Annotated in this window: 13 protein-coding genes; 8 read left to right on the forward strand and 5 right to left on the reverse strand. The window is 71.0% G+C overall.

Annotation, left to right across the window (positions count from 1 at the left end):
* The first annotated feature begins 2 nt into the window (after nt 1–2).
* From ACIBO2_RS46505 to ACIBO2_RS46515, 3 genes are read left to right on the forward strand one after another with little or no spacing between them, the layout of a single operon-like run.
* On the forward strand, nt 3–869 hold the full coding sequence (locus ACIBO2_RS46505; protein ID WP_358537686.1) for a sugar ABC transporter permease: 867 nt from the start codon (nt 3–5) through the stop codon (nt 867–869).
* Entirely contained in the window at nt 866–1,675 is an 810-nt protein-coding gene (locus ACIBO2_RS46510) for a carbohydrate ABC transporter permease (protein ID WP_357941230.1), read from the forward strand. The genes ACIBO2_RS46505 and ACIBO2_RS46510 overlap by 4 nt, the downstream gene beginning before the upstream one ends.
* Before the next feature lie 10 nt (nt 1,676–1,685).
* The gene (locus ACIBO2_RS46515; RefSeq protein ID WP_358537688.1) at nt 1,686–2,573 is read left to right on the forward strand and encodes a dihydrodipicolinate synthase family protein; all 888 of its coding nucleotides are present in this window, start codon (nt 1,686–1,688) and stop codon (nt 2,571–2,573) included.
* On the opposite strand, the gene ACIBO2_RS46520 is transcribed toward ACIBO2_RS46515, so the two are convergent.
* A complete protein-coding gene (locus ACIBO2_RS46520; RefSeq protein WP_397304405.1) occupies nt 2,558–6,547 on the reverse strand; it encodes a S8 family peptidase in 3,990 nt (1,329 codons plus the stop codon). The genes ACIBO2_RS46515 and ACIBO2_RS46520 overlap by 16 nt on opposite strands.
* A 137-nt stretch (nt 6,548–6,684) precedes the next feature.
* Between ACIBO2_RS46520 and ACIBO2_RS46525 the strand changes: the two genes are divergently transcribed.
* Nucleotides 6,685–7,653 carry a helix-turn-helix domain-containing protein gene (locus ACIBO2_RS46525; protein WP_358537690.1) on the forward strand — a complete coding sequence of 323 codons (969 nt, stop codon included), beginning with the start codon at nt 6,685–6,687 and terminating at the stop codon, nt 7,651–7,653.
* A gap of 16 nt (nt 7,654–7,669) precedes the next feature.
* Here ACIBO2_RS46525 and ACIBO2_RS46530 read toward each other — a convergent pair whose 3' ends face one another.
* The 3 genes from ACIBO2_RS46530 to ACIBO2_RS46540 all read right to left on the reverse strand — a co-directional run bounded on the left by ACIBO2_RS46530 (nt 7,670) and on the right by ACIBO2_RS46540 (nt 11,406).
* Complete coding sequence (locus ACIBO2_RS46530; RefSeq protein WP_397304356.1) at nt 7,670–9,640, reverse strand: hypothetical protein; 1,971 nt, start codon at nt 9,638–9,640, stop codon at nt 7,670–7,672.
* 66 nt (nt 9,641–9,706) lie between these two features.
* Complete coding sequence (locus tag ACIBO2_RS46535) at nt 9,707–10,513, reverse strand: amidohydrolase family protein (RefSeq protein ID WP_397304357.1); 807 nt, start codon at nt 10,511–10,513, stop codon at nt 9,707–9,709.
* The gene (locus ACIBO2_RS46540; RefSeq protein WP_358537698.1) at nt 10,510–11,406 is read right to left on the reverse strand and encodes an amidohydrolase family protein; all 897 of its coding nucleotides are present in this window, start codon (nt 11,404–11,406) and stop codon (nt 10,510–10,512) included. The genes ACIBO2_RS46535 and ACIBO2_RS46540 overlap by 4 nt, the downstream gene beginning before the upstream one ends.
* An 83-nt stretch (nt 11,407–11,489) precedes the next feature.
* On the opposite strand from ACIBO2_RS46540, the gene ACIBO2_RS46545 reads away from it, so the two are divergent.
* The 4 genes from ACIBO2_RS46545 (at nt 11,490) to ACIBO2_RS46560 (ending at nt 16,450) form a co-directional block, all read left to right on the forward strand.
* Complete coding sequence (locus ACIBO2_RS46545; RefSeq protein WP_358537700.1) at nt 11,490–13,466, forward strand: hypothetical protein; 1,977 nt, start codon at nt 11,490–11,492, stop codon at nt 13,464–13,466.
* A 10-nt stretch (nt 13,467–13,476) separates the two neighbouring features.
* Nucleotides 13,477–14,175 carry an amidohydrolase family protein gene (locus tag ACIBO2_RS46550; RefSeq protein WP_358537702.1) on the forward strand — a complete coding sequence of 233 codons (699 nt, stop codon included), beginning with the start codon at nt 13,477–13,479 and terminating at the stop codon, nt 14,173–14,175.
* Entirely contained in the window at nt 14,172–14,969 is a 798-nt protein-coding gene (locus ACIBO2_RS46555) for an amidohydrolase family protein (protein ID WP_397304358.1), read from the forward strand. Before ACIBO2_RS46550 ends, ACIBO2_RS46555 begins: the two co-directional genes overlap by 4 nt.
* Nucleotides 14,970–15,160: 191 nt before the next feature.
* Nucleotides 15,161–16,450 (forward strand): DegT/DnrJ/EryC1/StrS family aminotransferase, encoded by a 1,290-nt coding sequence (locus tag ACIBO2_RS46560; protein ID WP_397304359.1) that lies wholly within the window; start codon nt 15,161–15,163, stop codon nt 16,448–16,450.
* 6 nt (nt 16,451–16,456) lie between these two features.
* On the opposite strand, the gene ACIBO2_RS46565 is transcribed toward ACIBO2_RS46560, so the two are convergent.
* The gene (locus ACIBO2_RS46565; RefSeq protein ID WP_397304360.1) at nt 16,457–18,388 is read right to left on the reverse strand and encodes an acyl-CoA dehydrogenase; all 1,932 of its coding nucleotides are present in this window, start codon (nt 18,386–18,388) and stop codon (nt 16,457–16,459) included.
* Between the last annotated feature and the right edge of the window lie 21 nt (nt 18,389–18,409).

Here is an 18,409-nt window from a genome sequence, read left to right on the forward strand (position 1 = left end):
GGATGCGCCAACGCCTGCGTGACCCGGTCACGGGCCTGCTGTTCGTGCTGCCTGTGCTGGTGCTCTTCCTGATCTTCAGGATCTTCCCCGCCCTCGGCGCGGCGGGGATGAGCCTGACCAACTGGAACATCGGCGGAGAGTGGAGCTTCGTCGGCGCGGACAACTACGCCCGGCTGCTCGACGACACGATCTTCTGGACGAGCCTGCGCGTGACGCTCGTGTACGTGGCCGTCTACGTGCCGCTCACCCTGCTCGTGTCGCTGGGCACGGCGTTGCTGCTGAACCAGGTCGTGTTCCTGCGCGGCCTGTTCCGCGGCATGCTGTTCCTGCCGTACGTGACCAGCTTCGTGCTGGCCGGCGTCATCTGGCGGTGGATCTACGAGTTCGACGGCCTGATCAACGGCATCCTGGGCAAGGCGGGGCTCGGCCCGGTGGCCTTCCTGGAGCAGTCGTCGCTGGTGCTGCCGGCCCTGGCCGTGGTGTCGGCGTGGAAGGGCTTCGGCTACTCCATGCTGATCCTGCTGGCCGGATTGAAGGCGATCCCCGGCTCCTACCTGGAGGCGGCCCGGGTCGACGGGGCCTCGGCGTGGCAGCGCTTCCGCCGGATCACGCTGCCGCTGCTGAAGCCCGCGCTCTTCTTCGTCCTGGTGATCGAGACGATCAGCGCCTTCCAGACCTTCGACACCGTCTACGTGATGACCGGCGGCGGTCCCGCCAGGGCCACCTACACCCTCATCTACGGCATCTACGACCACGGCTTCAGATCCTTCGACTTCGGCTACGCCGCCACGTGGGGGATGGTCCTGTTCGCCCTGGTGCTCATCGTGTCGCTGATCCAGCGCCGCTTCCTGGACCGGGGGAACACATGACGCGCACGCGGCAGAGATGGCCGCTCGTCGCGCTGCTCGGCGTGCTGTCGGTGCTGACCGTCAGCCCGTTCGCCGCCATGCTGATCGTCGCGCTGTCGCCCGCGGGCGCCCCGACCCTGCCCGCGCAGTGGCCGGACTCGCTCACGCTCGACAACCTCACGCGGGTGCTGTCCGCCTCCGGCTTCGTGGGGTGGACGGTCAACTCGCTGGTGTACTCCGTGGTCTCGGTGGTGATCATCCTGCTCACCGCCTCGATGGCCGGGTACGCCTTCGCCAAGAAGCGCTTCCCCGGCCGCCAGGCGATGTTCTGGACGTTCCTCGCGACCATGATGGTGCCCTTCCAGGCCACCCTGATCCCGACGTTCGTGCTGGTCAACAGCCTCGACGGGGTGGACACGTTCTGGGGGCTGATCGTCCCGACGCTGGCCAACTCGCAGGCGGTGTTCCTGATGCGGCAGTTCATCATGGGGCTGCCCGACGAGCTGTTCGACGCGGCCAAGGTCGACGGCGCCTCCGAGCTGCGGGTCTACTGGACGATCGTGGTGCCGCTGACCCGGCCCGTCCTGGCCACGCTGGGCGTGTTCGTGTTCCTGTGGCACTGGAACGACTTCCTGTGGCCGCTGGTGGTGGGGCAGAGCGACGCCACGCGTACGCTCACCGTCGGCCTGACCACGCTGCGGACCGAGGAGATGCAGCTGTCGGTGCTGATGGCGTCGGCGGCGATCTCCGTGGTGCCGTGCCTGCTGGTCTTCTTCCTGTTGCAGCGGTACCTGGTCAACAGCATCGCGATGACTGGGCTGAAATAAGCTCTCTCGGGTGGATATTTCGGCACAAGTCCTCCGTGATCGTCTTCGCGGCACGCTGCTCGCCGCCGCGGCCACCCCCATGACGGAGTCGGGCGAGGTGGATCTCGGCGTGGTCTCGCGCTACCTCACCGGGCTGGTCGAGGACGGTGCTGACGGGCTGGCGGTGCTCGCGCACACCGGCCGCGGGCCGTACTTGACTCCGGACGTACGCGCCGCCGTGATCGAGCGCGCGGTCGCGCTCGGCGTGCCGGTCATCGTCGGCGTCGGCGGCGCCCCCGAGCGGGCCGTGGCGGAGGCCCAGGTGGCCGCGAGGCTCGGCGCCGATGGCGTCCTGGTCTTCCCCGCCGAGGGCGACCGGCTGGGCGGCCACGAGGCGATCTGGCGGGCCGCCGGGATCCCCATGATCGCCTTCGACCTCTACACCCGGCCCTGCCCGGCCGACACCATGCGGGACCTCCTCCGGCATCCCGGCGTGGCCGGGATCAAGACCGCGCTGCTGTCCGACGCCATGGGCTGCCAGCGCGCCATCACCCTCGCGAGAGAGGCGGGCCGGCTGGCCATCACCGGTGAGGACCGCATGTTCGGCCCGTCGCTCCTGTGGGGCGCCGAGGCCGCCCTGGTGGGCCTCGCGGCCGCGTCGGTCCAGGTCACTGCCGGGGTCATGGCCGCCTACCGAGGTTCGGACCTGCGGGCCTTCGACGCGGCGTCGGGCCGCCTGGACCGCCTGGCCACCGTCACCTTCACCGAGCCCATGGAGGGCTACGTCCAGCGCATGCTGTGGCTCGCGGCGGCCGAGGGCCGCATCCCGGAGTCCCACGCCCACGACCCGTACGGCCCGCCCCTGCCGGAGCAGGAACGGGCCGCGGTGGCGAGGGCGGGGGGCTACCTCGCGATGTAGGCGTCGGCGACGGTCTGCGTGACGGCGCTGCCGTCCTTGCCCTTCGCCTCAGCCTTGATCGTGATGCTGCCGGCCGGGTTGACCACCAGGACCTTGTAGGAGCCGCCCGGCGCCGGGAGGACCACGGCCGGCGTCCAGTGGGCACCCTTGTCGGCGGAGGTCCAGACCCGCAGCGCGGACGCGCCGCCCTCGGCCTTGACGGTGAACGCGAACGGCCGGCCGGCCGCCACGGTGTCGTTGCCCGGCAGGTTGAGCTCGTACCGGAGCTGGATCAGCGGCAGCCGGGCGCACGGCTGCTTGTCACCGAAGAGCAGGCCGTCCAGGCACTGGTACGGGGCGCTGTCCTTGGCCGGGCGGGCGGATCGGAACGTCCAGGTGGACTCGACGCTGGTGCCCGCGTGCTTGCCGGTGAACCCGTCCTTCCACACATTGGTCAGCCGGTACGTGCCCGACCCGGCCGGCACGCTGTAGTACGGCAGGCCGATCTCGTCGGACTGGGGCTGCACCTCCGTCTCGCCGCTGAACAGGTGGGTCTGCTCGTCGCCCGGCGCCCCTACGTAGGTGTGGCTGGGGTTGGCGGCGTCGGTGTAGTAGCCCAGGCCGAACGGGACGAGCGCGCGCATCCGCAGCCGGTCGCCCTGGCGGCAGCCGTCGCAGAAGATCCCCGGATCGACCCAGTCCGGCCGGTCAGGCCCGGTGGTGATCTGGGTGGGCATGAGGGCCTCGTTCCACTCCTCCCGCTCCTGGGTGGCGCGGGTGAACCCCCGTTCGGACATGGCCAGGCGAGTGGTGTCCGTGGCGGGGTCGCGGAACTGGTAGCCGCGCTGCCACAGCACCTCGCCGCCGGTCGTGTTGTAGTACTCGGTCCGGGTCACGGGCGCGTTGAAGAGGTGCGAGCCGCGGACGCTGAGCGGCTGGACGGGGATGTAGGTGTGGTCGACCTCGTTGAAGTTCGGGTACGGCCCCCACCTTCCCGCCTGCATGGGGAACTGGGCGTGGTAGGTGGTGTCGATCGCGGTCAGGTCGCGGGCCTTCGGGGCGAAGGTCAGGCGGCCGGCGGTGGTGCCCTTCACGTAGTAGGCGAGCTTGTACTCGAACGGGCTGTTCGGCTGGACGGTCAGCTTCCCGGCCGGGTACGGCTTGCGGGCCATGGCCTTGCCGAGGGCGTCGGCTTCGGCGCTGTCGAGCCACAGGAGGGGCAGCTTGTTCTGGGCGAGGTAGGCGTCGGCACTGAGGATCCAGGCGAAGCGGTCGTTGGTGATCACACCCGCGGCCCCGCCCTTGATCGCCGTCTCCATGTCGGTCAGGAGGAGTTGCAATGAGTCCCTGGCGGGGAGATAGACCAGCTTGCCGCGTATGTCCGCGCCGATGGTGGTCAGGCTCAGCCGCTGGTCGGCGGCGAACTTGGGCACCAGGGCGTCGTGCTCACTGACGTAGCGCGGATGCAGCGACAGGCCCGGCACGCTCAGCGAGACCTCCGGCGCCCGGCGGATCTGGTCGAACAGGAACGTGAAGGTGCCCACGGTCGGCTTGGACGTGACCGGCGTGACCCAGTAGTTTCCGGTGATCGCCGGCTCGTAGCTCAGCAGCGAGGCGCCGGCGTACATCCGCCCCGAGGCGGTCGTGCGGACGTTCATCGTGTTCAGGAACACCGGCTCCGACTCGCGCGGCGTGCTGATCCGCAACGGTTCGGTCTTCGTCGCGTCCAGGGTGATCGTGGTCTCGCCGGTGAGCTTGGTCTCGGGGGCGATCAGCAGGCCGTACTGGAGCTGGTGGGCCGGCATGGTGTACCACCACGGCTGGGTGCTGATGGAGTAGACGCCGCCGTGGGCGAGCTTCACGTCCACCTGCACCGTGCCGGGCACGTCGGTGGCCCGCCAGCTCTCGGTGACCATGGTGCGCGGCTCGCCGTCGAGGAGCGGATCGGTGTCGCTGACCCTGATCACGGACAGCGGTCCGGGGTTCAGCCTCGCCCACTCGGGCTTGCCGACGAGCTTGACGTGCACCGTGTCCATCTGGGCCTGCTTGCGGAAGGCGATGGGCGCCGTCAGCCGGTCGGTCCCGGCCGTCGCCGTCAGCCGGCCCTCGTACCAGCCGGGTTCGCCGAGCTTGGGCTCGATGGTGAGGTCCGCCGAGGCGGTGCCGCCCGCGGGCACGGTCAGCGACGACGGCGTGATCGAGGCCATCCCGGCGGGCACCTGCGCCTCGCCGCGCGCCAGTGCCAGCGACAGGGACAGCGTGACGGGGTCCTTGCCGGTGTTGCGGTAGGTCACCTTCTTGGTGAGCGTCTGGCCGGTGTACGGGTCGGTGAACCCGGCCGACACCACCGACAGGTCGTCGAAGACCTGCTGGGTGACGGCCCGGCCGATGTCCAGCCGACCGGCGCCCTGGTCGTACGGCGAGGTGGCGTCAAGGGGCTGCGCGGTGCCCACCAGGGCGGTCTTGAGCTGGTCGGGCGTCCAGTCGGGATGCTGGGCGGCCAGGATGCCCGCCGCGGCGGCCACGTGCGGCGTGGCCATCGAGGTGCCGGACGCCGCCGTGTAGTTGTCGTCGATCGGGCCGCCGCCCGGGACGCTGCTGCCCTCGCCGAGCGAGGTCCCGGCCGCGCGGGCTGCGATGATGTTCACGCCGGGCGCGGTGATCTCCGGCTTGATCGCGAAGTCGTCGCTCAGGCGCGGGCCGCGGCTGGAGAACGACGCGATCTTGTCGGCGGAGTCGACCGCCCCGACCGTGAGGGCCGAGGTCGCCGCGCCGGGCGCGGCCACGGTGAACCGGTCAGGGCCCGAGTTGCCCGCCGCGACCACGAACAGCGTGCCGTACTCGGCGGTCAGGTCGTTGGCCGCCTGGCTCAGCGGGTCGGTGCCGTCGGTCGCGCCGTTGCTGCCCAGGCTCATGTTGACCACCCGGGCGTGCTCGGTGGCCGCCTGCCACTCCATCGCCGCGATGATCTCGGAGTTGTTGCCGCTGCCGGTGTCGTCCAGCGCCTTGGCGATGGTCAGCCGGGCACCGGGCGCCACGCCCTTGTAGCGGCCGTTGGACGCGGCGCCGCTGCCCGCGATGATGCCCGCCACGTGGGTGCCGTGGCCGAACTTGTCGGAGGCGTTGGCCGGGTCGCCGCCGCCGGGCCTGCCCGCCGGGACGAAGCTGCGCGCCTCGGCGATCCTGCCCTGAAGGTCGGGGTGCTGGGCGTCGATGCCGGTGTCGATGATGCCGACCGTGGCGCCGGTGCCGTCGAACCCGGCGGCCCACGCCTTCGGCGCGCCGATCTGCGGGTTGCTGACGTCGTCGAGCGCCTTGGCCTTGCCGTCGAGCCACACCTTGCGCAGGCCGTTCTCGAGGGCGGGGGCCGCCTTCGCCTTGGCCTCCGACGGGGTCGTCTCCCCGGTCACGGACTGCCAGAACGTTCGGGCCTGCTTCTTGTCGACCTTCAGCGCGGCGCCGTCGATGCTCTTCAGGACCAGCGGTTCCGTGCCGCCCTTCAGCGCCCGGGCCTTGCCCGCGACGTCGCCGGACTTCACCTGCGGCTGGTACTGGACGATGAGGGGCAGCCGATCGGCCTTGGCGTCGCCGTACCCGTTGACGGCCAGGTAGTCGACGTTGAACAGCTCCTTGTCCAGCAGGCCGCTGCTGACGTAAGGACCGGCGTCAGCGGGGATCACGTAGTAGCCGTGCTCGTCCTGCTGGGCCTGGTAGGTCGTCGCCTCGTGGCCGTCGCGGGGGTCCACGACGACCGCCGCGCGGCCCGCGGCGTCCTTGGAGTAGGTGAGGGTGTCCCCGGTGACCAGGGTGATCTTGACGGGCGCCGTACCCCGCGCCTTGACGGCGGCGGGCGCGTTGGCGGACCCGTTGGCGGGCGCCTCAGCGGGTGCGGCGGCGGGCGCGGCGGTGGCCGGCTCGGCTACGGCGACCAGCGGCACCGCCAGCGCGAGCGCGAGTAAGGCCCCGAGACCGCGGCGCCGGGGGGTGGACAGCATGCGCACGGCACTCTCCTGTGCGGTGGAGATCGTTTCCTCGCTGACCTAATCTGGGAATCAGTCAGGGCACAAGTACGCCGGAGGGGCCAAAACCCGCCAGGTGGCGGTATCCCGCCATTGGTCAGAAGGGTGCCGCCATGCTCGAAGCGATCGGCCTGTCACCGGCCGAGAGCCGCCTGTACACGATGCTCGTCGAGAATCCGCGGTCATCGGCCGCCGAACTCGCCACGCACTGCGGGGTCTCGACGCCGCTGGCCGCGCGCACGCTCGCCGGATTTGCCCGGCGCGGGCTGGCCAGCCGCCTGCCCGGCCGCCGCGCCCGATACGTGGCGGTCGCGCCGGACATCGCCATCCGGCCGATGCTCAGCCGCCAGGAGGAGGAGCTGCACCAGGTACGGACGGCCATCCACGAGCTCACCACGTCGTTCCAGCGGGCCTCACGCTACGCGGCGCACCCCGCCGAGCAGGTGGAGGTGGTCATGGGCACCGACAACATCATCAGCCGGGCGTACGCGCTCCAGGAGAGCGCGCAGAGCATGTTCCGCAACATCGACAAGCCCCCGTACGTCATGCCGGACCTGTCGGGCAATACGGAGCGCGAGCTGCGGATGCTCCAGGCGGGGGTCGACTACCGCAGCGTCTACGACCTGGAGGCGCTGGCGATGCCGGGCCGGCTGGAGCTGATCCAGGCCGCGGCGGCGCGTGGTGAGAAGGTGCGCGTGGTGGCGGACGCGCCGGTGAAGATCTGGATCGCCGACGACGCGCTCGCGCTGATCCCCATCCGCAGCGGGGCGTACGCGATCGACGCGGCGTTCATCCTGCACCACTCGGCGCTGCTGGACGCGCTGATCGCGCTGTTCGAGCGGGAGTGGCGGCGCGGCTTCCCGTTACGCGCGGTGCCCCGGCCGCCCGCCGACGGTCCGGACGAGCTGGCCAGGGACCTGCTGGCGCTGATGGCCGGGGGACTGACCGACGAGGGCATCGCGCGGGCGCTCGGGCTCGGGCTGCGTACCGTGCAGCGCCGCATCCACGACCTCATGCAGGACCTCAACGCCATCACCCGCTTCCAGGCGGGGATGGCGGCGAGGGAACGTGGGTGGATCTGACGGTTGTTCTGACGGCTCAGCGGCGGCCTGAGATGGCGATGCGGACCAGGTCTCGGCCGCGTACGCCGTACAGGGCCTTGCCGGAGGGGTCCAGGGCCAGCTTGGGCTCGCCGCCGAACCACTGACCGGCCAAGCCCTCGACGATCGTCTTCGCCGTGAACGTGACCAGGTCCAGCTTGTACACCTTGTCGCCGTCGGTGCAGTAGGCGACACGGCCGGTGACGAACAGCTCGCCGCCCTTGGCGCCCACCTTCAGCGTCCTGGTGACCTTCTTGCGGATCAGGTCGAACTCGAACACCTCACCCGTGCTCGCCATGCCGTACAGGGTGATCGGGCCCAGCGCGAGGGAGGAGATGTACCGCGCGCCCGCGATCGGCTCGACTTGCCACAGCAGCTTCCGCTTGACCAGGTCGAACGCGGCCAGCCTGGCGCTCGTGGTGACAGGCGGCAGCCCGAGGCCCTCCTGGGTGGTGGTGCCGAGGTAGGCGGTGCCGAGGCGGGTGGCGACGGAGTAGACGGTCTGCCGCTCGACGGCTGGACGATAAGTCTCGTACGTGCCGGTGCGCGGTGAGTAGAGCGACAAGGCGCCGTTCATGTGGCCGGGCTCCGGCTGCGTGGGCATCACGATCAGGCCCGTCCGCGCGTCGTAGGCGAGGTCGCGCGGCCGGTCCTGCTGGTTGCCGGTACGGGCCAGCAGCTTCGGCTCCGCCTCGTCCGGCCGGTAGGAGTAGAGCGCGGCCTGGGTGTAGACGCCGAGGTAGGTGGTGCCGCCGACGGTCAGCAGCGTCTTCGGCTCGCCCGAGATGCCCAGCCTGCTCACCTTGCCCGTGGCCAGGTCGTGGACGTCGGCGCCGCCCTTGCCGCCCACGTAGACGCGGCGGCCGTCGGAGTGGACCGACATCGGCTCCTCGGGCGCCGCCTTGAGCCCGCGCTGCACCAGGTTGAGGTAGTCGAGGGTGCCCGTCGCGGGGTCGTACACGAAGACCGCGCTGTCCTGGATGCCGTAGACGCGCCCCTCGTGGGCCAGCAGCCGGTGCGTGAGCGCCTCGAAGTACGGCACGCCGAGCACTTCCAGCTTGCCCGTGGCCAGTTCGTAGCGGTAGAAGGTGCCCGAGGGGCGGCCGGAGAAGTAGACATAGCCGTCGTGGATCAGCACCGCGACGACGTACTTCTCGCCCGGAGCCGTGGCCTTGACCAGCTTGTAGTCGCCCGGCGCGGCCTTGTCGAGGACGACCAGCTCGGCCAGGGAGTTCATGCCGCCGGCGATGTGGGTGTCGGAGATGTTCATGCTCGACACCCAGTCGCGGTCGGCCAGAGCGGCCGGGAGCAGCTCCCGCTTCTCGCCGGTCGCCCGGTCGATCGCGACGAGGTGGGCGTGGGAGCCGACGCCCGCGTAGACGTACTTGTCGTCGGCCTGGATGCTGCGCACGTACGCCTCACCGGGGGCGGGCTGGCCCAGGTCGCGGCTGGTGCCCGTGGCCGGGTCGTACTCCCAGACGCGGCCCGGCTCCGACGTGCCCATGTAGACCTTGCCGTCGGGGGAGGAGGCCATGGTCCAGATGTAGTGGTCGGGGTATTCGGCGACCTTCGTCACCTGTCCCGCGACGGTGTCGATGCGGTAGAGGTCGGAACGGGCGTGCGTGCCCACATAGACGTCGGTGCCCACCCGGCACATCGCCCAGACGCCCACGCCGGTGGGGATGTCGAAATGGGTGGTGACCGAATCCTTGGCCAGGTCGTAGGCGCCCACCACGTTGGGAGACAGGCCGCGGGAGCCCACGTACAGGACGCCGCCGACGAACTCGCCGTTGCCCAGCGGGCTGGCGACGCTCGCTGGCCCGAGGCCGGTGACGGTGCCCTCGGGCTCGCGGCTGCTCTTGGTCTCCTCGCCGGACCGGGCTTCGGCGGCCTTGGCCTGGATGACCGGTACGGCGGTGAGGGAGGCGGCCGCGGCGGCCGCTCGCAGGAAACGACGACGGGGGATCATGTGCGGCTCCCTTGGTGAAGTTGCGCCGCACGCTATAACGGACCGGGCCGTAATGTCCAGATCGTGTTAGTCGGTCTCCAGGCCGAACAGTTCCGCCGCGTTGCGCCACGCGATCCGCTCGGCCGTCTCGCCCCTGAGGTTCGCCGCGGCGACCGAGCCGAAGGCCGACGACGGGTCGATCAGCGTCGCGTCGGTGCCGAACAGCAGTTGCCGCGCGTCCACGTTCGCCGCCACCTCGGCGATGCGGCCCGCCGGGGCGTGGGACCAGCAGGGCTCCAGGTAGAGGCGGTCGCAGGCGCGGGCCGCCTCGATCGCGTACCTGAACCCGTCGGCGCCCATGTGCCCGGCGATCACCCGGAGCCCCGGCGTGTCGAGGCAGACCTGGGCCAGGTCGAGCACCGAGGGGCCCCAGGTGTGGACCAGCGCCGGGCAGCCCGCCGAGGCGACCAGTTCGAGGGCGTCGCGCAACTGGGGCGAGGTGGCGGGGGAGCCCGTGTAGTCGGTGTGGATCTTGACACCGACGAACCGGCCGGTAGGCAGGTACTCGGCCAGATCCCGGACCGCCTCCTGAAGCCTGCGCGGGTTGATGGTGACATAGCCGTACAACCGACCCTGTCCGCCTTCGCGCCCACTGTCTGGACCGCCTTCGCGCCCGCCGTCCGGGTCGCCTTCGCGCCCGATCCCGCCGTTTCCCTGGTCGTTCAGGGCTGCGGCCAGGGCGCGGTTGCCCGCCGGGGCGTCGTAGATGACCGCCTCGGTGGACGACACGATGGCCCGGTCGATGCCGTAGCGGTCCATGGTGGCGAGGGTCGCCCCGGCCACGTCCATGGTGAAGAACCAGGGGCCCCAATGGGCGTGGACATCGATGATCATCCGAGTAGCCTCCTGGCGTTGCCGCCCGCCACGGCGGCCACCTCGTCGGGCTTCAGGCCGCTGGTCGCCAGCCTGAGCAGCGGGACAACGGGTTCGTAGTGGGGGGTCCGCGAGCCGTACAGCAGCCGGTCGGCGCCGAGCTCCGCGGCGACCGTCTCCAGCGCGTCGGGGGAGTTGAGCAGGCGGGTGGAGGTGTGGAAGCCGGGCTCGTCGGCGGCGGCCACCAGGAAGTCGCCCAGATGGTAGAAGTGCGTGTCGAGGAAGACCACCCTGGCCTCCAGCCCGGCGAACGGCTGCCAGAACCTGCGTACGTCGCCACCGGTCAGGACCGTCATATCCAGCCGCGCCGCCCGCCGGGCGACATGCCGGACCGACGGAAAACCGGGCTCCACGCCCTGCTCATCCGGAAACAGCCGGACCGCCCGCACACCCGCGGCCGCGAGACGGTCCATCTCGTGCCCCGCACCCACGGGATCCCGCAGATCGACCACCCCTACCGGTACGAACGCCGCCGCCGCTCCGGCCGTCGGCCCGCGCGACGCCGCCCCTCCGTTGGGCGCCGCCAAGGTGTCGGCTGCCGTCAGGTCGTCGGGCGCGGTCTGTTCGCCGGATACCGTCAGGGTGTCGGCTGCCGCCAACGCATAGGGCGCCGCCAGCGCGATGGTCGTGTCGTTGCCCGAGCGTACGTCGAAGAGCGCCGCCCGCAGGCTCGCCACCGCCCCCGCCCGGATCCGGTGCGCAGCCAGCATCGCCCGTACGGTGGCCGGAGTCCCGGGCGGCCCGTCGCGGTCCGGGTAGGCGCCCACGAGCACGTCGACGTCCAGGGCCACCTCCAGCCCACCGATCAGCCCCCAAGCGTCGAACGCCATACCGGTCTTGTCCCTAATCGCCATGAAGCCAATCATGCCATTGACGAACAGCGCGCATAAGATTACGGTCATGGCCAAAATCGCTCAGTAATGAACGCGAGGCCCACATGCTCCGCTCACTCATGGTCGTCGTGGCCGGCCTGTTACCCGCCCTCCTCACAGCCCCCACCGCCGAAGCCGCTGCCGTCGCCGATTGTGCGAGCCCAGCGGTGGAGACGTTCGGGCCGGCGTCGGTCACCGGTGCGATCGTCGGCGCCGTCGTCCACGAAGGGCACGCCTACGTCGTCGAACGCGGCCCCAAGCCGCCCGTACTGGCGGAGATCGACCTGGCCACCCGCAAGGTCGTCAGGAGCGTCACGCTCCCCGACGGCCCGGCGGCGGGCGAGGCGGAGGGTGGCTGGGCCACCGCCGTGTCCGGCGGCAAGATCTATGTCGGTACGTACCCGGTCCCCGACCTCTACAGCTTCGACCCGGCGACGGGTGAGGTGAAGCGCCTGTACTCGTTCGGGAAGAACGGCGGTTTCGTCTGGAGCCTGACCGCGGCGCCCGACGGCACCCTCTACGCGGGGACGTACCCGGACGGCAAGGTCTGGGAGTACGTCCCCAGCACCGGCGCGGTCCGGAACTTCGGCGTACTGGCGCCCGGCGAGCGTTACGTCAGGGCCATCGCCGCGGACGCCGACCACGTCTACGCCGGCCTGCTCGACAAGGCCCAGCTCATGTCGATCGACCGGGCCACCGGCACGGCCACGCGGCTCGCCACCGGCCCCACGGGATTCGGCGCCGTCGCGGAGCACGGCGACCGCGTGTACGCGGCCAGCGGTGGAACCCTCATCGACGTGCGCAAGGACGGCACCGACCTCCGGCAGCCCGCCCTGGCGGAGGGCAGCCTCGACATGCTCACGGTGGTCGCCGATGGCACGGTCTACGCCACCACCCGCCCGGACGGCGCGGTCTACCGCTACCGGACCGGCGACGCCGCGTTCACGAAGATCGCCGACCCGCCGTCCCCCGGTGACGAGACCAGGCGGCTGCAACTGCTCGACGACAACACCCTGTTCGGCGTCTCGGGCAGCGGCGGCATGTGGTGGCTCGATCTGCGTACGGGCAAGTCGGAGTTCGTGGACCTGGTCGAGGCCGGAATACCCGCCGGTGCCGAACGGCCGCAGAGCATGCTGCTCGTGCCCAACCGCGCCCTCTACATCGGCGGGCACTTCTCGATGGAGGTCCGCGACCTGCGTACGGGCGCCAAGCGCAGGTTCCGCCTGCCCGGCGAGCCCAAGGACCTGGTGCGGCGCGGCAACAAGATCTACGCGGCCATGTACCCGAGCGGGCAGATCCTCTCCATCGACATCCGCACCGACCAGGTGCGCGGGCTCGGCTACCTGGGCCACGACCAGCAGCGGCCATGGGACATCGAGTACGACCCGCTGACCGACAAGCTCCTGGTGGCCTCCGCGCCACTCGGCGCCAAGCTGTCGGGCGCCCTGTCCGTGGTCGACCCGGACACCGGCAAGATGGACGTGTACGTGGACGTCATCCCCGGTCAGAGCCTGATGAGCCTGTCGCTGGGCGCCGGCGTCGTCTACCTGGGCGGCGACGTGCTCGGCGGCGGGGGCACTCCGCCGGTCAAGACCTCGGCGTCCGTGGCGGCCTTCGACCTGAGGAAGCGCAAGGTGATCTGGCAGGTCGATCCGGTCGCCAATTTCCGGACGTTCCAGGACATCAAGGTGCACCGTGGGCTGCTGTACGGCGTGTACAAGCGCGACTCGGGAGCCTGGATCGCGCTGGACCTGGCCACCAAGAAGGTGGTCAGCCAGGGCAAGCTCGCCGGCTACGGAGAGTTGACCGTACATCGGGGCAAGGTGTTCGTGTCCACCTTCTTCGGCGGCGGCAACGCCTACGAACTCGGCACCGACGCCAAGCTGCTGGCCACCGGCCTGGGCGACGAGTGGTACACCAACCCCCAGCTCCACTTCGAGCCCGGCAGCTGGCGTGCCTGGGCCCTGGTGGGCCGGAACCTGGCCCGGATCAGGCTCGACCCCGGCTGCCCGCCCTTGACCATCCCGGCGACCACTGGCTAGATTTCGGTCTGTGCCGAAATGTGTGATCGATGCCCACCGGCTGATCGGTCCCGTACCGTTCGACGACCTGCCGTCGGACCCCGGGCCCGAGATGGACCGGCTGGGCATCGACCGGGCCTGTGTGACCCACACGCTCAGCCTCTACTCGGACGCGCAGGCGGGCAACGAGGTCCTCCTGCGGCTGGACGACCCCCGGCTCATCCCGGTGCCCGTCGTGGTGCCCGGCGTGACCGGGGCGTCCGCGCCGGTCGCGGTTCACGAGGTGCTGGCGTGGAACGTCCGCATGATCAGGCTCTGTCCCGAACGCCACCGCTTCGACCTCACCGGCCCGATCGCGCTGCGCTGGCTGGCCGCCATCGCCCTGCCCATCGCGATCGACCTGGATGAGACGTCGCCCGCCCAGCTCCGCACGCTGCTGGAGCGGCTGCCCGAGCAGCGCGTCCTCCTGCTCAACCCCGGCTACCGTCGCCTGCGCGCGGTGGCCGAACTGATGGCGGAGACCCGCCGCCTCTGGCTGGAGATCGGCACCGTCAACACCCAGGGCGGCGTCGAATGGCTCGCCGATCGGTTCGGGGCGGACCGGCTGGTCTTCGGTACGGGCGCGCCGATCGCCGACGACTGCGGCCCCCGTTTCCTCCTCGACCACCTCGACCTGGAGCCGTCCGCCGTCGACCTGATCGCCGCCGACTCCCTGAGCGGGCTGATGTGAGCCTCCTTCCGGAGCGGGCCGATGTGAGCCCCCTTCCTGGGCGGGCCGATGTGGTCCTTCGTCCTGAGCGGGCTGATGTGGTCCTCGACGCGCACGGTCACGTCGGCGACTGGCCCGACTTCCTCATCCCCGATCCGTCCGCGGAGGGCCTGGTGGCCACGATGGACCGGATCGGCGTCACCGCGATGGGCATCAGTCACCTGCTCGCGGTCGGCCCGGACGCCGTACGCGGCAACCGGCTGGCCGCCGAGATCGCCGAGCGCTTCCCCGGCCGGTTCGGCGTCTGGCAGGTCTACAACCCGCACCACCGCACGCCCCTGACCCTGGAGGGCGTGTGGGGCGTGAAGCTGCATCCCGACGTACACCAGTGCCGTCTGGACGACCCGCTCTACGACCCGGTGTGGGAGCTCGGCCTGCCCGTTCTCGCCCACGGCCAGACCGACTCGCCGTGGAGCGACCCCGCCCAGTTCGCCGCAGTCGCCGCCCGCCATCCGGCGGTGCCGCTGCTCATGGGGCATACCGGGCTCTGGGCGTACGGCTTCGCTCGCGCCGCCCGTCTGGCGGCCGACCACCCGAACCTCTACCTGGAGATCTGCGGCTCCAAGATGACCGGCCGCTGGATCGCCCGGCTCGTCGACATGATCGGGGCGGATCGGGTGGTGTTCGGGTCGGACGCCTGTTTCCTGGACCTGCGCACCGGTTTCGGCCGGATCGCCCTCGCCCCGCTCACTGACAGGGACCGCACCCTCGTCCAGGGCGCCAACCTCGCCCGCCTCCTCGCTCTCCCTCTGTGACCTGAACCCCCCGAGCCCCCAGCCCCGAGCCATCCCGAGCCCCCAGGCCCCACCCATCAGCCCCGAGCCCCGAGCCATCAGCCCCGAACCCCGCGAACCCCGACCTCTCCAACCCATCCCGGACCCCCAACCGCCAGCTCACCCCAACACGCCCCACCTCACCCCGAGCCGAATCGAAAGGGACGCTCCCCGTGACACTCGCCCTCCACGGTGGTACGCCGGTCCGCTCGGCGCCCTGGCCCGCGTGGCCGCCGCCGCTCGACCCGGCCCAGCGCGCTCTCGTCACCGAGGTCCTGGAGAGCGGCCAGTGGGGCGCCACCCAGGGCGGCTCCACGGTCGCGGACCTGACCGCCGCGTTCGCCCACAGGTCCGGCGTGCCGTACGGCGTGGCGGTCGGGAACGCGACACTGGGCCTGTTCGCCGCGCTGAGAGGTCTGGGGGTTGGGCGGGGCGACGAGGTGATCGTTCCGGCCTACACCTTCGTCGCCTCGGCCACGGCGGTGCTCCTGGCCGGTGCCACGCCCGTGATCGTCGACGTGAACCCGGTGGACCTGCACCTGTCACCAGAGGCCGTCGAAGCAGCGCTGACGGACAAAACGGCCGCCATCATGCCCGTCCACCTGGCCGGCAGCCCCGCCGACATGGATCCGCTCAACGCGCTGGCGGCCCGCCACGGCCTGGTCGTGGTCGAGGACACCGCCCAGGCGCACGGCGCGACCTACAAGGACCGCCCGGTCGGCGGACTGGGCGATGCCGGGGTGTACAGCTTCCAGGCGAGCAAGGCCATGACGGCGGGCGAGGGCGGCTTGATCGTCTGCCGCGACGAGGCCGCGTACGAGGCGATCTGGTCGGTCTGCAACCTCGGCCGGCGGCTCGGCGGTCAGTGGTACGGCCACCCGTCGGTCGGCTGGAACCTCCGGCTCACCGAGATCCAGGCGGCCCTCCTGCTGCCCTGGCTCGACCGCCTCGACACTGAGATCGCCCGCCGCGAGGCCTTCTGCGCCGCCGCCGAACGCGAACTGGCCGACTGGTGCGCGGCGCATGGCGACCAGTCGGCGGGTGTGGGTGCAGCGGGTGGTGGTGAATCGGCGGGTGCGCAGTCGGCGTGGGGTGGGGGCCTGTCTGGGGTGCGGCTGGCGTACGGCCGCGGGCTGCCGGTGAGTGTGGTGCCCCGGCCGCCTGGTACCACCCGGGACTCCCGCCATCTGCTCATGCTCCGCTTCCATGAGCCGGTGGACCGGGAGTTCCTGCTCGCCGCGATGGCCGCCGAGGGGGTGCCGCTCGAAGGCGGGTACCCGCCGCTCGGGACGATGGCGGCGCTCGTCCGGGAGGGCGCGCGGGTGGAGCCGTGCCCGGCCGCCGAGGCGGCGGCACGGGAGGTGGTCTGGGTCCGGCAGTCGATGCTCATGGACGACCCCCGCCACGCCGCCCACCTGGCCGAGGCCCTGGCCAAGGTGCTGGCCGCCATGCCGCCCGCCTGATCGTCGTCATCCATGCCCGCTCAGTTCGATCAGCAGGGCGCCAGGATCGCTCTGATCGGATTTTTCAGGAAACCTGGCGATCGGGTAGCGGTGGAGGATCTCCTCCGGGATGGCGAAGGCGTCCACAAGCAGCAGCGCGTACGGCGCGAGCCGCGCGACCGCCTCGTCGAGGACGATGGGCAGCTGCTCGACGTGCTCGGCCGACAGGTGGCCCGCGGCCATCAGGCTTCCGCTGTGCGGGGAGATCCGCCGCAGGGCGAAGATCCGGTGGAGGAGGTGCAGCAGGTCCTGTCCCGCGACGTCTGGGACACCGGGGCGCAGCAGGTCCTGCCCAGCAGCGTCCGGAACGCGGGGGTGCGGCAAGTCCTGCCACATGGCGTCCGAAACGCCGGGGTGTAGCAGGTCCTGCTCGGTAGCGTCCGGAACGTCGGCGGCGGCGTTCAGCAAGGCATCCCCTGCCAGTCGCTGCGCATGGGCGGCGACGAGTTCCAACGCGGGGTTGGTGGCGGCGTTCCAGCGGTTCAGCGGGTGGGGGTCGGCGCATCGTTCGAACGCGGCGCGGGCGCGCCGGTCCCAGATGTGCTCGAGGCAGATCATCAGGTGGTGCAGGAAGCGCGGGCTGGTCAGGGCCGGGGGCGGCGCGGGCGGAGGCGGTGGCAGCGGGTCCCTCAGCAGCATCTTTCCCGCGGCCTTGAGCCAGATGGGCAGGTTGTCGCCTTCGGCGGTGATGGGCAGCTCGCTGCCGGTCAGGAAGTCGGCCAGTCCGTTGACCAGGAACAGCCCCTGGGCGCCACAGCGCTCGCGGCACTCGATCAGCACGTCCCTGCACTGCCAGGTGATCCATCCCTTGGCGATCGCCACCAGGTTCTCCGCCTGGCCGCGGTCATGCGTGGAATGAGCCGCCCACTGTCGTACCGCGGTCCGGTGCAGGAGCGTGGCGGCGTACACGGTGGCCAGCGCGTCGAGCAGCCGGGCGTGATGGCTGCGGTAGGCGAACAGGGGCACGCTGCCGCCCGTGACCTGGCTGAGCCCGGAGGTGTGCCTGGTGTGCGCGTAGCGGATGGCGATGGCGAGCGCGGCGCGGGTGCCGCCCAGGCTGGTCGCGCTCATGCAGAGCTTGCCTTCGGTGACGCGGCCGATCGAGTACAGGAACCGTCGCCGGCGCTCGACGCCGCCGGTGAAGGAACCGTCCGGAAGGATCCGGCCGCGCTCTGACTCCAGCAGCGCGTGGCGGGGCAGTCGTACGTGGTCGAACCCCGTCAGGCAGTGGTCGATCGGGCTGCCCATCCGTTCGGGCAGCCACCGGATCTCGACCCCGGGAAGCGGTCCCGACTCGTCGCTCAGTGGGGTGAGAAAGAGGAACACGCCCTCGTCCGCACCGTCGACGATTAGGCGGGCGGCGACCACCGCGGTCTTCGGGCCGCCGATCGCGCTGGTGTTCGGCATGAACTTGCGGGCGCCCGGGTGCGGGGTGTGCAGGTCGAAGCACGCGGTGAGCGGATCGTAGACGGCGGTGGTCTCCAGCTCGGCGGCGCTGTTGCCGTGGGCGAGCTCGGTGCACAGGAATGTCCCGGTCCGCTGGAGCGGGGCGTAGTCGCGCAGGCTGCGCCGCTCGTGCGGGGTGTGGTCGTGGAGGCTGCCCAGGAACAGGTTGTAGTGGATCCCGGCGAGCATGGTGGTGCCGCAGTCCACGGGACACGCCCATTCATGCAGGGCGGCGAGCGTCTCGATGTCGGACACGAGATCCTCGACCGACCGCACGCTATTGTCGACGTGCCTGAGCCGTTGGTACGACCGGCGCATGCGGTCGTCCGGAGACAGGTCGGCGTTGTCGCGGAAGGGCTCGGAGGCGAACAGGCGGCGCCACGGTTCGTGGACCTCGCTGAAGCGCGGTCCGAAGAGCGCCGCTGTGAGTGCTGATACGTCCGTGACGCCCAAGGTGCGCCCTTTCAGAGTGAA

Origin of the sequence: Nonomuraea sp. NPDC050022 (assembly GCF_044460705.1) — a bacterium.
Taxonomy (GTDB): Bacteria; Actinomycetota; Actinomycetes; order Streptosporangiales; family Streptosporangiaceae; genus Nonomuraea.